16 protein-coding genes and 1 tRNA gene are annotated in these 15,206 nt (G+C 64.6%); 12 read left to right on the top strand and 5 right to left on the bottom strand.

The window, feature by feature from the left end:
- Window positions 1-323: 323 nt before the first annotated feature.
- Entirely contained in the window at window positions 324-1,115 is a 792-nt protein-coding gene (gene trpA / locus BLW25_RS10845) for a tryptophan synthase subunit alpha (RefSeq protein ID WP_092901902.1), read from the bottom strand.
- Between the two features lie 213 nt (window positions 1,116-1,328).
- On the opposite strand from trpA, the gene ychF reads away from it, so the two are divergent.
- On the top strand, window positions 1,329-2,426 hold the full coding sequence (ychF, locus tag BLW25_RS10840; RefSeq protein ID WP_092898946.1) for a redox-regulated ATPase YchF: 1,098 nt from the start codon (window positions 1,329-1,331) through the stop codon (window positions 2,424-2,426).
- 21 nt (window positions 2,427-2,447) lie between these two features.
- Here the strand turns inward: ychF and BLW25_RS10835 are convergent, their stop codons facing one another.
- The gene (locus BLW25_RS10835) at window positions 2,448-3,317 is read right to left on the bottom strand and encodes an oxygenase MpaB family protein (protein ID WP_216279356.1); all 870 of its coding nucleotides are present in this window, start codon (window positions 3,315-3,317) and stop codon (window positions 2,448-2,450) included.
- 99 nt (window positions 3,318-3,416) lie between these two features.
- Here BLW25_RS10835 and dut point away from each other — a divergent pair, with 99 nt between their 5' ends.
- Together dut and BLW25_RS10825 are read left to right on the top strand one after the other, a co-directional pair.
- Window positions 3,417-3,905 carry a dUTP diphosphatase gene (gene dut / locus BLW25_RS10830; RefSeq protein WP_092898944.1) on the top strand — a complete coding sequence of 163 codons (489 nt, stop codon included), beginning with the start codon at window positions 3,417-3,419 and terminating at the stop codon, window positions 3,903-3,905.
- A gap of 58 nt (window positions 3,906-3,963) precedes the next feature.
- Window positions 3,964-4,995 carry a HesA/MoeB/ThiF family protein gene (locus BLW25_RS10825; RefSeq protein WP_092898942.1) on the top strand — a complete coding sequence of 344 codons (1,032 nt, stop codon included), beginning with the start codon at window positions 3,964-3,966 and terminating at the stop codon, window positions 4,993-4,995.
- A 6-nt stretch (window positions 4,996-5,001) separates the two neighbouring features.
- Here the strand turns inward: BLW25_RS10825 and BLW25_RS10820 are convergent, their stop codons facing one another.
- Window positions 5,002-5,595 carry a 5-formyltetrahydrofolate cyclo-ligase gene (locus tag BLW25_RS10820; protein WP_092901896.1) on the bottom strand — a complete coding sequence of 198 codons (594 nt, stop codon included), beginning with the start codon at window positions 5,593-5,595 and terminating at the stop codon, window positions 5,002-5,004.
- A gap of 179 nt (window positions 5,596-5,774) precedes the next feature.
- Here BLW25_RS10820 and BLW25_RS10815 point away from each other — a divergent pair, with 179 nt between their 5' ends.
- The 8 genes from BLW25_RS10815 to BLW25_RS10780 all read left to right on the top strand — a co-directional run bounded on the left by BLW25_RS10815 (window position 5,775) and on the right by BLW25_RS10780 (window position 13,309).
- Window positions 5,775-6,581 carry a transporter substrate-binding domain-containing protein gene (locus BLW25_RS10815; RefSeq protein WP_394328432.1) on the top strand — a complete coding sequence of 269 codons (807 nt, stop codon included), beginning with the start codon at window positions 5,775-5,777 and terminating at the stop codon, window positions 6,579-6,581.
- 20 nt (window positions 6,582-6,601) lie between these two features.
- Window positions 6,602-7,426 (top strand): amino acid ABC transporter permease, encoded by an 825-nt coding sequence (locus tag BLW25_RS10810; protein WP_092898938.1) that lies wholly within the window; start codon window positions 6,602-6,604, stop codon window positions 7,424-7,426.
- Between the two features lie 107 nt (window positions 7,427-7,533).
- Window positions 7,534-9,543: a M3 family metallopeptidase gene (locus BLW25_RS10805; RefSeq protein WP_092898936.1), complete on the top strand. Its 2,010-nt coding sequence runs from the start codon at window positions 7,534-7,536 to the stop codon at window positions 9,541-9,543.
- 92 nt (window positions 9,544-9,635) lie between these two features.
- Window positions 9,636-9,712, top strand: a tRNA-Arg gene (locus tag BLW25_RS10800).
- A 492-nt stretch (window positions 9,713-10,204) separates the two neighbouring features.
- Window positions 10,205-11,290 (top strand): bifunctional DNA-binding transcriptional regulator/O6-methylguanine-DNA methyltransferase Ada, encoded by a 1,086-nt coding sequence (gene ada, locus BLW25_RS10795; RefSeq protein WP_290438673.1) that lies wholly within the window; start codon window positions 10,205-10,207, stop codon window positions 11,288-11,290.
- Window positions 11,287-12,048: a 2OG-Fe(II) oxygenase gene (locus BLW25_RS10790; RefSeq protein ID WP_216279355.1), complete on the top strand. Its 762-nt coding sequence runs from the start codon at window positions 11,287-11,289 to the stop codon at window positions 12,046-12,048. Before ada ends, BLW25_RS10790 begins: the two co-directional genes overlap by 4 nt.
- Window positions 12,035-12,604, top strand: a complete 570-nt coding sequence (locus BLW25_RS10785) for a methylated-DNA--[protein]-cysteine S-methyltransferase (protein WP_092898932.1) — start codon at window positions 12,035-12,037, stop codon at window positions 12,602-12,604. Before BLW25_RS10790 ends, BLW25_RS10785 begins: the two co-directional genes overlap by 14 nt.
- Before the next feature lie 120 nt (window positions 12,605-12,724).
- Entirely contained in the window at window positions 12,725-13,309 is a 585-nt protein-coding gene (locus BLW25_RS10780) for a nitroreductase family protein (RefSeq protein WP_092901891.1), read from the top strand.
- A gap of 123 nt (window positions 13,310-13,432) precedes the next feature.
- On the opposite strand, the gene BLW25_RS10775 is transcribed toward BLW25_RS10780, so the two are convergent.
- A complete protein-coding gene (locus tag BLW25_RS10775; RefSeq protein WP_092898930.1) occupies window positions 13,433-13,729 on the bottom strand; it encodes a DUF1467 family protein in 297 nt (98 codons plus the stop codon).
- Window positions 13,726-14,130: a methylmalonyl-CoA epimerase gene (gene mce / locus BLW25_RS10770; RefSeq protein ID WP_092901888.1), complete on the bottom strand. Its 405-nt coding sequence runs from the start codon at window positions 14,128-14,130 to the stop codon at window positions 13,726-13,728. Before mce ends, BLW25_RS10775 begins: the two co-directional genes overlap by 4 nt.
- 159 nt (window positions 14,131-14,289) lie before the next feature.
- On the opposite strand from mce, the gene BLW25_RS10765 reads away from it, so the two are divergent.
- Window positions 14,290-15,042, top strand: a complete 753-nt coding sequence (locus BLW25_RS10765; protein ID WP_092898928.1) for a response regulator — start codon at window positions 14,290-14,292, stop codon at window positions 15,040-15,042.
- Window positions 15,043-15,206 lie beyond the last annotated feature (164 nt).

Here is a 15,206-nt window from a genome sequence, read left to right as displayed (position 1 = left end):
CGGGAGGGCCCAAATTTCGCAAGACAAAAGGGCAGTTGCGGACAGATCCTGAAAGGTCCGTTTTTGCCGGTAACAGTCGCGCGATCTCTGCGCCTGTGTCTTACCTTCTCTTTACCAGCCAGACCCGGAGTTGCTGGCGCTCGTCTTCTGGCCGGAGGGGCAGGGCGCGACCAGGGCGATGGCGTTTTTGCTGATGCCTGCTCTGCTTGTGGGGCTGACTGCGCTTGCGGGGCTTATCCCGGGCCTTCTGATCGACGGCCTGCGCCCTGGCCAGCCCCGGCCCGACGGGCCGGAGATGCGATTGGCTGCCCCCCTGACCGCCCTCAGGCGGAATGAGCGCCTGCGGCCAGCGCCGCGACCTGGGCGAGGATATCCGCTACCGGGCGTTTCTCGCCCACGCTTTTCACAATCGCCGAGCCGACAACGCTGCCATCGGCGATCGCCGCCATGGATTTCGCCATCTCGGGCGTATTGATGCCAAAGCCCACCACCACCGGCAGATCGGTCGACGCCTTGATCCGCGCGATATCCGGCGCGATGTCGCTGGCCTGCGGCACGGCCGATCCGGTGATCCCGGTGATCGAGACGTAATAGACAAAGCCCGAGGTGTTTTGCAGCACTTTCGGCAGCCGTTTCGCATCGGTGGTCGGTGTGGCGAGGCGGATGAAATTGATCCCGGCCGCCTGGGCGGGCAGGCAGAGTTCCTCATCCTCTTCCGGCGGCAGATCGACCACGATCAGCCCGTCGATCCCGGCCGCCTTCGCCTCGGCGACAAAACGGTCGACGCCATGCGAATAGATCGGGTTGTAATAGCCCATCATCACGACGGGCGTGGTCGTGTCGCCCTCGCGGAAGGCGCGCACCATATCCAGCACTTTCGTCAGGGTCATCCCGGCTTCCAGCGCGCGCTGGCCGGCGGCCTGGATGGTCGGCCCGTCGGCCATCGGATCGGTAAAGGGCATGCCAAGTTCGATGATGTCGACCCCGGCGCCCGGCAGGCCGCGCAAGAGCGCAAGCGAGGTCGCCTCATCGGGATCGCCTGCCATGATATAGGAGACGAATGCCTTTTTGCCCTCAGCGCGCAGCCTGGCGAATGTGTCGTCGATCCTGGTCATCTGCAGCTCTCCCGAAACCGGGCCCGAAGCCCGGGCTTTTGGCCATGATTTGCCGAAAGCCCGGCAGAAAGGCAATGCTTCACCGCAGGTTTTCAGGCGTTCTGCGCGCGCAGATGCCCGGGCCGGCGGCTCTCGCGGCGATTTCACCCGCATCTTCCTTGATCCCGCGCCCGCTCTCGTCTAACTGGCCCCATCAGCTATGGAGGGCCGGAAATGGGCTTTAAGATGGGTATTGTCGGCCTGCCGAATGTGGGGAAGTCGACCCTCTTCAACGCGCTGACCAGAACCGCTGCGGCCCAGGCCGCGAATTTCCCCTTCTGCACCATCGAGCCGAATGTCGGCGAGGTCGCGGTGCCGGATGCGCGGATCGACAAACTGGCGGCGATTGCCGGCTCGAAACAGATCATCCCGGCGCGGATGACCTTTGTCGATATCGCGGGCCTCGTGCGCGGCGCGTCGAAAGGCGAAGGTCTTGGCAACCAGTTCCTCGCCAATATCCGCGAATGCGATGCCATTGCCCATGTGCTGCGCTGCTTTGAAGATGGCGACATCACCCATGTCGAAGGCCGCATTGACCCGGTCGCCGATGCCGAGACCATCGAGACCGAGCTGATGCTCGCCGATCTTGAAAGCCTCGAGCGCCGCCGCGCGAATCTCGCCCGCAAGATCAAATCCGGCGACAAAGAGGCCGCAGATCAGGATCGCCTGCTGGCCCAGGCCCAGGCCGCGCTGGAGGCGGGGCAGCCCGCGCGCACGGTCAAAGTGCATGAGGATGACCAGAAACAGTGGAAGCTTTTGCAGCTTCTGACCGCGAAACCGGTGCTTTACGTCTGCAATGTCGAAGAGGCTTCGGCAGGCGCCGGCAACAGCCAGTCGGCCCGTGTGGCAGAGATGGCGAAGGCGCAGGGTGCGGGCACGGTGGTGATCTCGGCCCGGATCGAGGAAGAGCTGGCGCAGCTTCCCGAAGAGGATGCGGGTATCTTCCTTGCCGAGATGGGCCTGGAAGAGGCCGGCCTCGACCGGCTGATCCGCGCGGGTTATGCGCTTCTGGGTCTGCAGACCTATTTCACCGTCGGCCCGAAAGAGGCCCGCGCCTGGACGATCACCAAAGGCATGCTGGCACCCCAGGCCGCCGGTGTGATCCATGGAGATTTCGAGAAGGGCTTCATCCGGGCGGAAACGGTCGGCTACGATGATTATATCGCCGGCAAGGGCGAGGCGGGTGCGAAAGAGGCCGGCAAGTTCCGCGTCGAGGGCAAGACCTATGAGGTGAAGGACGGCGACGTGCTCCACTTCCTCTTCAACGCCTGATCCTGTGCCGGAGCGGCGGGCTCAGCCTGCCGCTGCTGCTCTGATCCGCGAACGGCGGGCGACGCCGCCCTGCATAGCCCAGCGGCCCACCGGGGCCGCCATGCCAATGAGCTGCGGCGCCGCCGGAAACCGCGGCCGTGCCGCGGCAGGGTAAAGCGCCTGAATGGAAGCGGGCAGGATCCCGAAGCCCGACCGTGTCACCATTTTGCGAAACAGCCCCAGCACGGCAGGTCTGACCGGCGCGGTCGAGATCACCTGCAAAACCTCGGCCACGCGGTCGTCAAACCGCAGCTGAGGCACCATGCCGGTCAGATAGTCCTGCACCGAGGTCGCCGTCACCGGCACATCGCGCGCGCCCAGCATCCGCGCCACCAGCGCCATTTCCGAGAAATAGCGATCCTGGTCGGCCACGGGCATATCCGGCTCGGTAAAGCGCAGATGTGCGGCGAGGAAGCCCGACACTTCCGCCACATGCACCCAGGTCAGCAGATCCGGATCCGAGGCGCGATAGGGGCGGCCCGAGGCATCCTGGCCCGCGACCCGTTCATGGATGCGGCGGACGCGCGCGATCAGCGCCTCGGCCTCGGCGCGCGCGGCATAGGTGGTGCCGGCGATGAACTGGGACGTGCGCGCCAGCCGCCCCAGAACATCATCGCGGAAATTCGAATGGTCCCAGACACCGGCAATCGCGAGGGGGTGCAGCATTTGCAGCATCAGCGCCGAGACGCCGCCCACCACCATCGGCACGAAATCGGCATGGACCCGCCAGCAGACCGCTTCCGGCCCGAAGAGCCCGGGATCCCCCAAAGGTGCGTCAAACCGGATCTGACCGCTGCCGGTCATCCGTAAGATATTGCCGGCGATCAGTTTTCGCAGGGGTTCCAGCGCCATCATGCTTCCGGTCGGGGTTGCTTCCCCCGCAACCTGGCCCGCCCCGGGGCCGCAGGCAAGCCCGCTTTCCCGATGTTGTATGCCCCTGGAGCGATTGCTATGAGGGAACATCCCCCGCAAAGGAGCCCGGAAGTGGAAGTCAGGATTCTCGATCCCCGCCTGAATGACTGGGGCCTGCCCCGCTATCAGAGCGCAGGTGCCGCTGCGGTCGATCTGATGGCCTGTATCGATGAGCCGCTCCTGATCGCGCCCCAGGCGCCGGCGGTGCTGGTCAAATCGGGGATCGCGCTGAATTTCGGTGATATGTCGCTGGCGGCTCTGGTGCTGCCGCGTTCGGGGCTGGGGCATAAGAAGGGCCTTGTCATGGGCAATGGCACCGGGCTGATCGACCCCGATTATACCGGCGAGATCATGGTCTCGGTCTGGAACCGCAATCCGGCGGGTTCGGACCCGATTGAGATCACCCCCGGCGAACGCATCGCGCAGATGATCTTCGTGCCCGTTCTGCGCCCTGATTTCCGGGTGGTCGAGGCATTTTCAAACGAGACCGCGCGCGGTGCCGGCGGGTTTGGCTCCACCGGAGGCTGAGGCATCCGAGGCTGAGGCCCCTGAGGCCTAGGCGCAGTTCAGGCCCTGGAGGCAGCAGATGTTCGACAATCCGACGGTGTTCTTGCTTCTGGCCATTCTGCTCGGGACCGGGCTCGGGCGGGGCGCGACCATCGGGATTGCCCTGTTCTGGGCCGCGCTCCAGCCCGGGATCGGCTGGTACGGGGTCGAGCGCGTCAATATCCAGCTTGGCTGGGACAGCCGCTATTTCCTCGTGCTGGGATCGGTGGTGGTGCTGGTGCAGTGCTATCGCCACCTCCTGCGGTATTTGCGCAACGAGGCGGGCAAGACCGCCCCGCAGGAGCCGCCTCGCGAAGAAGGGCCGTTCACGCCCACCGAGGTCAGCCGTTATGCCCGCCACATCTTTCTGCGGGAGATCGGCGGCCAGGGGCAGCAGCGCCTGAAAGCCGCGAAAGTTCTGGTTGTGGGGGCAGGCGGGCTTGGCGCGCCGGTGCTCCTGTACCTTGCCGGGGCAGGGGTGGGCGAGATCGCGGTGATCGATGATGATGTCGTCGAACTCAGCAATCTGCAACGCCAGATCATCCATTCTGACGCGCGGATCGGAATGCCCAAAGTGTTTTCCGCAGAAGCCGCGATGAAGGCGCTGAACCCGTTTATTGAGGTGAGGCCCTATCACCGCCGGCTTGATGCCGCCGTGGCCGAGGCGCTGATCGCCGATTACGACCTGGTGCTGGACGGCACCGATAATTTCGACACGCGCTACCTTGTGAACCAGACCTGCGCGCGGCTGGGAAAACCGCTGATCACCGGCGCGATGACGCAATGGGAGGGGCAGCTCTCGCTCTGGGATCCGGCGCAGGGCGGCCCGTGTTTTGAATGCGTCTTTCCCGAACGGCCGGCGCCAGGAATGGTCGCCTCCTGTGCCGAGGCGGGGGTGGTGGCGCCGCTGCCGGGTGTGATCGGCGCGATGATGGCGCTGGAGGCGGTGAAACACATCACCGGCGCGGGTGAGGGGCTGAAGGGGCGGCTGATGATCCATGATGCGCTTTATGCCGAGACCCGGATGATCCGGGTGAAAAAGCGCAAGGGCTGTGCCGGCTGCAGCGCCTGAGACGGCTCAGACCTGAAGGCCCTTTTCGGTGATGATGGCGTCAAGGCCGATATCATGCGGCTGCGGGAAGATGCTCGCCAGTTCCGCGCCGTGAAAACCCACGCCGATCGTGAAGGGACGCGGGGTCAGCGCCGCGAGCGTGCGGTCGAAATAGCCCCCGCCATAGCCGAGCCGGTAGCCCTTCCGGTCCCAGCCGACCAACGGCGCGAGGCTGATATCGGGCCGGACATGTTCGGGCGCAGCGGGGACGAGGATGTTCCAGTGCCCGCGCTCCATCGCGGCACCCTGTGTCCAGCGCCGGAAGGCCAGCGGCGCGGCTCGGGTCTCGACCACCGGCAGTGCAAGGTTCAATCCATGGGCCTCAAGCGACAGCATCCAGGGCCGCAGGTCAGGCTCGGCCCTTATCGGCCAATAGCCCGAGAGGATCATGCCAGGCCTGAGCAGGCCACGTTCCACCAGCTGGCGGTCGAGATGGACCGCCAGCGCCGCCGCCACCTCCCGGCGCTCCGCCGCAGACATCAGGTCGCGGGCCGCAAGCCGCTCTGCGCGCTTTTGCCGCCGCCAGGCGGGCAGGTCGTCTTCGGGCCGGATCTCTGTCATCGCATTCCCCCACGGCCAGGTCACCTGGTGCCAGGTCCAGCATGCCGGATCCTGACCGGATCTGCGTGCCATTTGCGCGGCTTTTACACGCCTTTGCGCCATTTTTCGCCGCTGGCCCGGGCTTGTCAGCGCGCAGCCCCGTCGTCATAGTCCCGCAAACCAGCTGCAGGAGATGAGTCATGACCCCCTCCCAGACATTCAGAATGGCAAGCGCTGCTTTTTTTCTGACCGGGATGGCGCTGGCGCCGATGGCCATGGCCGAGACGCTGCCGGATCTTGCCGGTCGCGAGGTCGTGGTTGCGACCGAGAACACCTATCCGCCGCTGCAATATATCGGGCCCGAGGGCAAACCTGTCGGCTGGGAATATGATGCGGTCACCGAGATCGCCAGACGGCTGAACCTGACGGTGAAATACGAGAATACGAGCTGGGATGCGATGATCCCGGCGATTTCGGCGGGCCAGTATGATGTCGCGATGAACGGTATCACCATCAAGGAGGAACGGCTGGAAGCGGTTGATTTCTCTCAGCCCTATATGCTGTCGCAGATGCTGATGGTTGTCCGGGGCGATGAAAGCCGCTTTACCGATGCGGCATCATTCGCAGCGGACAGCGATTTGCTGATGGCGGCGCAGCCCGGCACGACGCCCTTTTATGTGGGCGTCTATGACGTGCTGGATGGCGACGAGAAAAACCCGCGTATCGTGAAATTCGAGACCTTCGGCGCGGGCCTTCAGGCGCTGCAGGCCGGCGATGTCGATCTGGTTCTCTCGGACAGCACCGCAGCGCATGGCTATGTCGATACCTCGGGCGGGGCGCTGAAGATCATCGGTGCGCCGCTGGGGGCAGAGGAATTCGGGTTCATCTTTCCGAAAGGCTCGGATCTGGTTCAGCCCTTCGATGCGGCGATCAGCGCGATGGAGGCGGATGGCAGCCTTGAGGCGCTGAACCGCAAATGGTTCTTTGACACCAGGGATGGCGGCTGAGAGCGGCCGGACCAGGCCCGGTGAGCGGGCGTCGCAGGCAGGAAGCCGGGCCGGATTTTCCCTGGTGGCTGCTGGCGCTTGGCGGGCTTTTGTTGTGGCTTTTCGCGGAAATCCTCTCGGATGAACATTACCGCGCCGCGCTGGTGATGCTGTCCGAAGGCATCCGGATCACCGTTCTGGTCTCGCTGACCGCTTTTGCGGGTGCCTGTCTTCTGGGCCTCGTGCTGGCGATGATGGCCCTGTCGCAGCGGATCTGGCTCAGGCAGATCGCAAGGTTCTATGTCGAGCTGATGCGCGGCATTCCGATGATGGTCCTGCTTTTATATGTGGCCTTCGCGCTGGCGCCTTTGCTGATCCTGGGTGTGAACCGCGTGGGTGGCCTCTTCGGAGCCGACCCCCTGACCACCCGTGACTTCCCGCTTTTGTGGCGTGCGGTCCTTGCGCTGGTGCTGGCCTACAGCGCCTTTCTGGCCGAGATTTTCCGCGCCGGCATCGGTGCCGTCAATCAGGGCCAGGTCGAGGCCGCCGATGCACTTGGCCTGAGCCGCTGGCAACGCTTTCGCCTGGTGGTCTTCCCCCAGGCCTTCCGGCTGATCCTGCCACCTTTGGGCAATGATTTCATTGCGATGGTCAAGGACAGCTCGCTGGTGGCGGTGCTGGGGGTGACCGATATCGCGCAATTGGCCAAGGTCGCCTCCTCGACCAATTTCCGCTATATGGAAACCTATAATGTGGCGGCGATGCTGTATCTGGTGATGACGCTGGGCCTGTCGCTGGTGCTGCGCTGGATCGAGCGTCGGCTGGCAGTGCGGCCTGAGCCGGGGGGCTCTGCCAGCCGCAGGTGAAAAGGGGGATCCGCCGGAAAGAGGGCTCCGCCCCCGGCCCCCCTTGCGGGGCGCCTGTCGCGGGATATTTAAAGACAGAGAATGGATCTGAAGAAAGAGGTGTCGCGATGAATGTTCTCCTTGAGAAATGGGACACCCCTTTCGGGCTGCCGCCCTTTGAACAGATCCGGGATGAGGATTTCGCGCCGGCTTTCGATGCGGCACTGGCGGCGGCGCGGGACCGTATTGGCGCGATCAGCGCCGGCGAGGCGCAGGATTTTGCCGGCGTGATCGAGGCGCTGGAACTGGCAGAGCGTGAGCTCGATCAGGTGGCGGGGGTGTTCTACAATCTCGCCGGTGCGGATTCCAACGAGGCGCGCGAGGCCTTGCAGCGCGATCTGGCGCCGAAGCTGAGCGCATTTTCTTCGGAAGTGACCAATAACAAGGGCCTGTTTGCGAAGATCGAAGCGCTTTGGCAGGCGCGCGCGGATCTGGGACTGACCGCAGAGCAACTGCGGGTGCTGGACCTCTACCGGCAGATGTTTGTCAGATCGGGCGCGGGGCTTGATGGCGCGGCGGCGGAACGTCTGACCGCCGTGAAGTCGCGGCTGGCGAGCCTTGGCACCAGCTTCAGCCAGAATCTGCTGGCCGATGAGCGCAGCTGGTTCATGGAGCTGGCCGAAGATGACCTCGAAGGCCTGCCGGGTTTTGTTGTCGAAGCCGCGCGCGCGGCGGGGGCGGAGCGCGGGCTTGGCCCGGTGGTGACGCTTTCCCGTTCGCTGATCGTGCCGTTTTTGCAATTCTCGCCCCGGCGCGCCCTGCGGCAAAAGGCATGGGAGGCCTGGGGGCAACGCGGCGCCAATGGCGGGGCGACCGACAACCGTGGCATTGCCGCCGAGACGCTCGCCTTGCGCGAAGAACGGGCAAAGCTGCTCGGCTATCCGGATTTCGCGCATTTCAAGCTGGAACCGGAAATGGCGAAAACGCCCGAGGCAGTCAGGGATCTGTTGATGCGGGTCTGGGCGCCTGCGCGCAAAAAGGCGCTGGCGGATGGCCAGATACTGGAGGCGATGCTGCATGCGGATGGCATTGACGGGCCGCTGGAACCCTGGGACTGGCGCTATTACTCCGAGAAGCGGCGCCTTGCGGAACATGATCTCGATGAGGCGGTGATCAAGCCCTATCTCTCGCTTGATGCGATGCTGGCGGCGATGTTCGGCTGTGCCACCCGGCTTTTCGGTCTGGAATTCCGCGAGATCTCCGGGCCGTTCTACCACCCGGATGTGCGCGGCTGGGAAGTGACCCGTGACGGCCGCCATATCGCGGTTTTCCTTGGCGATTACTTCGCGCGGGGTTCGAAACGGTCGGGGGCCTGGTGTTCGGCGATCCGGTCGCAGCGCAGGCTTGGCGGTGATCAGCGCCCCGTCGTGGTCAATGTCTGCAACTTTGCCAAGGGAGATCCGTGCCTCTTGTCTTATGACGATGCGCGGACCCTGTTCCATGAATTCGGCCATGCGCTGCACCAGATGCTGTCGGATGTGACCTATGGCTTCATCTCGGGGACCAGCGTGGCGCGCGATTTCGTCGAACTGCCGAGCCAGCTTTACGAGCATTGGCTGGAAGTGCCGGAAGTGCTGGAGGAATATGCCCGCCATTACCAGACCGGCGAAGCGATGCCCGCAGATCTGCGCGACCGGCTGTTAGGGGCCTCGACCTGGGATCAGGGCTTTGCCACGGTCGAGTTCCTCGCCTCGGCTCTGGTCGATCTGGAATTCCATTCCGGCCCCGCGCCCCAGGATCCGATGCAGAAACAGGCCGAGGTGCTTGCCGCAATCGGCTTGCCCCATGCGATCCCGATGCGCCATGCCACGCCGCAATTTGCACATGTGTTTTCCGGCGATGGATATTCCTCGGGGTATTACAGCTATATGTGGTCGGAAGTGATGGATGCCGATGCCTTTGCTGCCTTTGAAGAGACCGGCAATGCCTTTGATCCGGAAATGGCGGCAAAGCTTGAACGCTACATCCTCTCGGCCGGTGGCTCGGAAGACCCGGAACAGCTTTATCTGAAGTTCCGCGGCGCCATGCCGGGGGTGGAGGCGCTTTTGAAGGGCAGAGGGCTTCTCGAGCCGGTCTGACCCCTCAAAGGCACATTGCCGCAGAAAACCCACGTCCTGGTCAGCCCGGGAGGTTGCCATGACGTGGGATTTTGTGCATTGAAGGCGCGGACGGTCCCGTGGCTCAACTGGATAGAGCAGCCCCCTCCTAAGGGGCAGGTTACAGGTTCAAGTCCTGTCGGGATCACCATTTTATACCTGTATATCAGCATCTTGGCATTTTGCGTCAAAGAGATGATGCCGGACGATGCAGGAAACTACGCGACCGAAATGACCGTATTTGCGAAGCGCTCGTACAAATCTCTTGCACGATGTACGGGATTCGTTCTGCCAGCTACCTGAGGTCAGCGACCTGATCCGCCCGAAACCCTGACCACACCTCATCTCCGGCCACCACCAGCGGCCCTTGCCGGGATCCCGCGATCCGCGCCAGCCGCACGGCCTCTTCCGGCCAGTCAGCCCCTGACCGCTGCAGCGGGCAAGGGTGAAGACCGCAATACGGGCTGCGACACAGATCCGGAGGTACATTCCGGTTCGGATCCTGTGCTATGCTCTGAGGCCAGCATCCTTCGCATTTTCCGACCGGGTCAGACCTCGCGAATTTGACCGCAAGGATCGGAGTGGGGATGCCGGATGACGGGGTTAATCTGATCCTGTAATGAGCAGGACCATGAGGGGCATCATGATGACGACCCGTAATTCAGCTGTCGCAACCACGTCTGCGACCGAACAGGATCCGCGCTGGCAGAGCGTGGTGGCACGCGAGGCGGCGGCTGATGGCCGCTTTGTCTATGCGGTAAAGACCACGGGCGTCTATTGCCGCCCCTCTTGCCCCTCGCGCAGGGCGAAGCCGCAAAATGTGCGCTTTTTCGATCTTCCGGATGAGGCGGAGGCGGCGGGCTACCGCCCCTGTCAGCGCTGCGCGCCGCGTGGGCCCTCGGTGACCGAGGCGAATGCCGCGCTGGTCGCCGCCGCCTGCCGGCTGATCGAGGCCTCCGAAGAGGTGCCGAAGCTGCAGGATCTGGCAGCAAAGATCGGCATGAGCCCCTGGTGGTTCCACCGGCAGTTCCGGGCAGTGACCGGGCTGACCCCGGCGCAATGGGCCAGCGCGCATCGCCGGCGCAAGGTCCGGGCCGAGCTGGCCGACAAGGGCAGCAGCGTGACCGGCGCGATCTATGGCGCGGGCTTTGGCTCTGGCAGCCGGTTTTACGAAGGCTCGGACGCGGCGCTTGGCATGACCCCGACGGCTTTTCGCAATGGCGGCAAGGATGCCGAGATCCGGTTTGCGGTCGGGGCGAGCAGCCTTGGCGCGATCCTGGTTGCGCAAAGTGACCGGGGCATCTGCGCCATTACCCTGGGCGATGACCCCGAGGCGCTGGTCCGGGATCTGCAGGACAGCTTTCCCCGCGCCAGGCTGATCGGTGATGACCCGGAATTCGAGGCGCTGGTGGCCCGGGTTGCGGGCCTGGTTGAGGCGCCGCAGACCGGGTTTGATCTGCCTCTCGATATTCGGGGCACCGCGTTTCAGGAACGGGTCTGGCAGGCGTTGCGGCAGATCCCGCCGGGAGAGACCGCCTCTTACGCCGATATCGCCCGCCGCATCGGCGCGCCAAAAGCGGTGCGTGCGGTCGCCCAGGCCTGCGGCGCCAACCGGATCGCGCTCGCTATCCCCTGTCATCGCGTGATCCGCAATGATGGCGCGCTGTCGGGCTATCGCTGGGGCATTGCCCGCAAACGCGCGCTGCTGGAAAAGGAGGGTGGATTGTGAGCGGTCTGTCTGAGGTCAGCACTTCGCCCGTTCCCGCGCCTGATGTCGCATCCGGCGCTGTGGACAGGCTGCGCCAATATGACTGGGCCGCCTTTGCCGCCGGGATGGACAGTTTTGGCTGCGCGGTTCTGCCAGGGCTTCTTTCACCCGGGGAATGCGCGGATCTTGCCGGGGATTATGGTGCAGAGGCGCCGTTTCGCAGCCATATCCACATGGCACGGCATGGCTTTGGCCGGGGCGAATACAAGTATTACCGCTATCCGCTGCCGGATCTGATCGCGGGGCTGCGGAGCGCGCTTTATCCGCATCTCGCCGGGCTTGCGAATGACTGGAGCGCGCGTCTGGGGGCAGGGCGGGTCTATCCGGATCGCCATCAGGATTTCCTGCGCGACTGCCATGAGGCCGGCCAGACACGTCCGACACCGCTCCTCCTGCAATATGGGCCGGGCGATTTCAATTGCCTGCATCAGGATCTCTATGGCGATCTGGCCTTCCCGATCCAGGTGGCCTTCCTTCTGTCCGAGCCGGGGCGCGATTTTACCGGCGGCGAGTTTGTGCTGACCGAGCAACGCCCCCGGATGCAGAGCCGGGCCGAGGTGGTGCCACTGGCGCAGGGTGACGCGGTCGCATTTGCGGTGCATAACCGGCCGGTCGAGGGCACAAGAGGCAGCTACCGTGTCAACCTTCGTCATGGCGTCAGCCGCATTCGCTCCGGGCAAAGGCATACACTTGGGATCATCTTCCATGACGCCCGATGATCAGACCGGAGATCCGACCACTGACCTGACCGGTAAGTCTGCCGCTGCGCTGACCATCGGCAGCATCGCGACCCCGCTGGGTGCGCTGATCATGGTCACAGATGCGACGGGCGGGCTGATGGCATCGGAATATGCGGACCATGAGGACCGGCTGCACCGGCTGCTCTCGCGCCGCATCGGGCCGGTCAATCTGCGACCCGGGGCGATCCCGCGCCGGGTGGCTGCGGCGGTGGAGGCCTATTTCGCGGGCGATCTGGCGGCGACAGACGGGATCGCGGTCTGTCTGACGGGCAGCCCGTTCCAGAACCTCGCCTGGGCGGCCTTGCGCCGCATCCCGCCCGGCAGACCGGTGACCTATGGCGAACAGGCGCTCCGGATCGGCAGGCCGGGCGCGGCGCGGGCAGTGGGGCGTGCGAATGGCAGCAACCCGTTCAACCTGATCCTGCCCTGCCACCGGCTTGTCGGTGCGGATGGCGCATTGACGGGCTATGCTGGCGGGCTGGAACGCAAGCGATGGCTGCTCGATCACGAGGCGCGCTTTGCCGCGCCGGGGTGATGTCACAGCAAGGCTTCACCTCATCGGCAAATGACGGCAAGGTCCGCCGGTCAGATTCCCCCGACCGTCCGCGCTTTCCGGCTGGCCGTGACAGGGGGCTGCACCGCAAAGGAGAGCATGATGACCAACAAAAACACCGCCGCGCTGGATTTCCTGGCCACCCGCCTGTCGCAGCCGGCCAGGATGTTTAACCCGCCGGTGCCGTCGCGGGACGAGCTGACCGCGATGCTGCAGCTGGCGCTCCGGGTGCCCGATCATGGCAAGCTGGAGCCCTGGCGCCTGATCGTGCTGGAAAAACCCGATTTCACCCGCCTCGCCGATCTGGCCGAGGCACGGGCGAAAGAGATGGGAGCGGATGCGGAAAAACTTGAAAAGGGGCGCGGCCAGTATGATCGCGGCCATCTGGCGGTGGTGGTGATTTCCGCGCCGAAAGCCTCGGATAAGATCCCTGTGGAAGAGCAGGTGCTGTCTGCGGGCGCGCTGTGCATGTCGCTTTTGTCGGTGGCGACGGCCTCGGGCTGGGGGGCGAACTGGCTCAGCGGCTGGCCGGCACATGATGCGGTGTTCCGGGCGCGGGCCTTTGGCTGCCAGGGCGCCGAGACCGTGGCGGGCATCATCCATATCGGCACAGCCGCGCATGCGTTTCCCGACCGGCCGCGCCCGGATCCTGCGCGGGTGGTGCAATGGGGGCTCGGGCCGGCCTGATCCCCCTCAGGCGCTGCCGGCCGCGCTGATTTTTGTCCTGTCTGCGCTGATCCAGGCCGCGCCCTTCATGGGAATGGCCTGGAACACTTCTGCTTTCCACCGCTTGGGCGCGGTGTGGGCCTGTCAGGATGCCGGCGTTTGCACGCTGTCTTTCGGCTCCAGAATACCCCGGAAATCAAGGTCTTCGATGGTGATGCCGCCCCAGAGGATCACCGCCGCCATCGCCCCCCAGATCACCAGTGCAAAGCCCGTGGCGATCAGGGCCGAGCGGCCGATATTTTCTTCGGCCGGCGCCCCGGCGGGGGTGCCCGGAACGATATCGCCCGCCTCGGCCTGGGTGCGGGTGCGCAGCATCAGCACGATGTAGAAGGTCAGAAACCAGGTGACCGCGAAGAGGACGACGCCAGAGGTGAGGTTCATACCTGTTCAAGCTCCACAAGACAGCCGTTGAAATCCTTGGGATGCAGGAAAAGGACGGGTTTGCCATGGGCGCCAATCTTCGGCTCGCCATTGCCCAGCACCCGCGCACCCTGCGCCTTCAGCCGGTCACGGGCCGCGATTATATCCTCGACCTCATAGCAGATATGGTGAATGCCGCCCGAAGGGTTCTTTTCCAGAAAGCCATTGATCGGAGAGTTTTCGCCCAGCGGATACAGCAGTTCGATCTTGGTATTCGGCAATTCGATGAAGATCACCGTCACGCCATGATCGGGTTCATCCTGAGGGGCGCCGACTTTTGCGCCAAGCGTGTCGCGATACTGGCGCGCGGCGGCTTCAAGATCGGGCACGGCAATGGCGACATGGTTCAGACGTCCGATCATCGGCTTCTCCTGCTTCATGTAGGGTCTCCTGGACTTATGCGCGCCGGGGCAGGGCGGGGCAAGGGGGAGAGAGGCCTCTGTTAACGCAGGCTTCATCAGAGATCTGCGAGGCTGGAGGGAGAGAATCACCCCGACCGCCGCCGCGAAAGGATCAGCCCTATGGCCAGCCGTCTTCCCGCCAGTCCGGTTGTATTGCCCGGTCTTCTGCCTGTCGCCCTGTCGCTGCCCCTGCGGGGGCTGACGGTGCTTGCGGTGGAAGACAGCCGCTTTGCCAGCGAGGCGTTGCGGCTGATGTACCAGCGCTCGGGCGCGCGTCTCAGGCGGGCGGAAAGCCTGGCGGCTGCGGCCTCACATCTGGGGATCTACCGGCCGGATCTGATGATTGTCGATCTGGGTCTGCCCGATGGGCGGGGCGAAGATCTGATCAGCGGCCTGAGCGGGACAGGCGGGCCGGTGGTGCTGGGAACCAGCGCCGACAGCGACGGGATGACGCGGGCGATGCGGGCGGGGGCCGCGGGCTATCTCGGCAAGCCGCTGCCCGATCTTGCCGGGTTTCAGGCGGCAGTTCTGGCGCATCTGTGCGACCGGCATCTGCGCGGCGCGCCTGGCGGTGGGGGCGACCCCGCTGCTGTGGAACCCGATCCGATGGCGCTGCGCGATGATCTGCGGCTTGCCGAGGCCAGATTGCAGCATGCCCCCACAGCACAGGCCACCCGCGACTGGCTGCGCGGATTTCTGGCCGGCCTCGCGCTGCAAAGTGGCGATGAGGCGCTGAAATCCGCGGCCGAAGCGGTCAGCCGCAATGGCGATCCCGGTCCTATCCGGGCGATCCTCAGCGAAAAGATCCGGCAGATGCCGGCTTTCCTGCCACCTGGTAAAAGCTCCGGCAGCACGCGGCAGGGCTGGGTCTGAGGGGGCCGGGCATGAGGGGCCGTCTTCCGCGAGAGCCGGGTGGATGGTTTCTCCGGCTGCTGGCCCGGGAAGGCGGCTGCAAAAATCGCATGGAGATGAGGGAGGGCACCGGTTACATGAGATTGACGCTGATGTTCTTAGAAAACGAATATTTTGCAATGGGT

Origin of the sequence: Rhodobacter sp. 24-YEA-8 (genome assembly GCF_900105075.1) — a bacterium.
Classification (GTDB): Bacteria; Pseudomonadota; Alphaproteobacteria; order Rhodobacterales; family Rhodobacteraceae; genus Pseudogemmobacter.
Note: the sequence above shows the minus strand (reverse complement) of the source record. Positions and strands in the feature narration are given on the sequence as shown.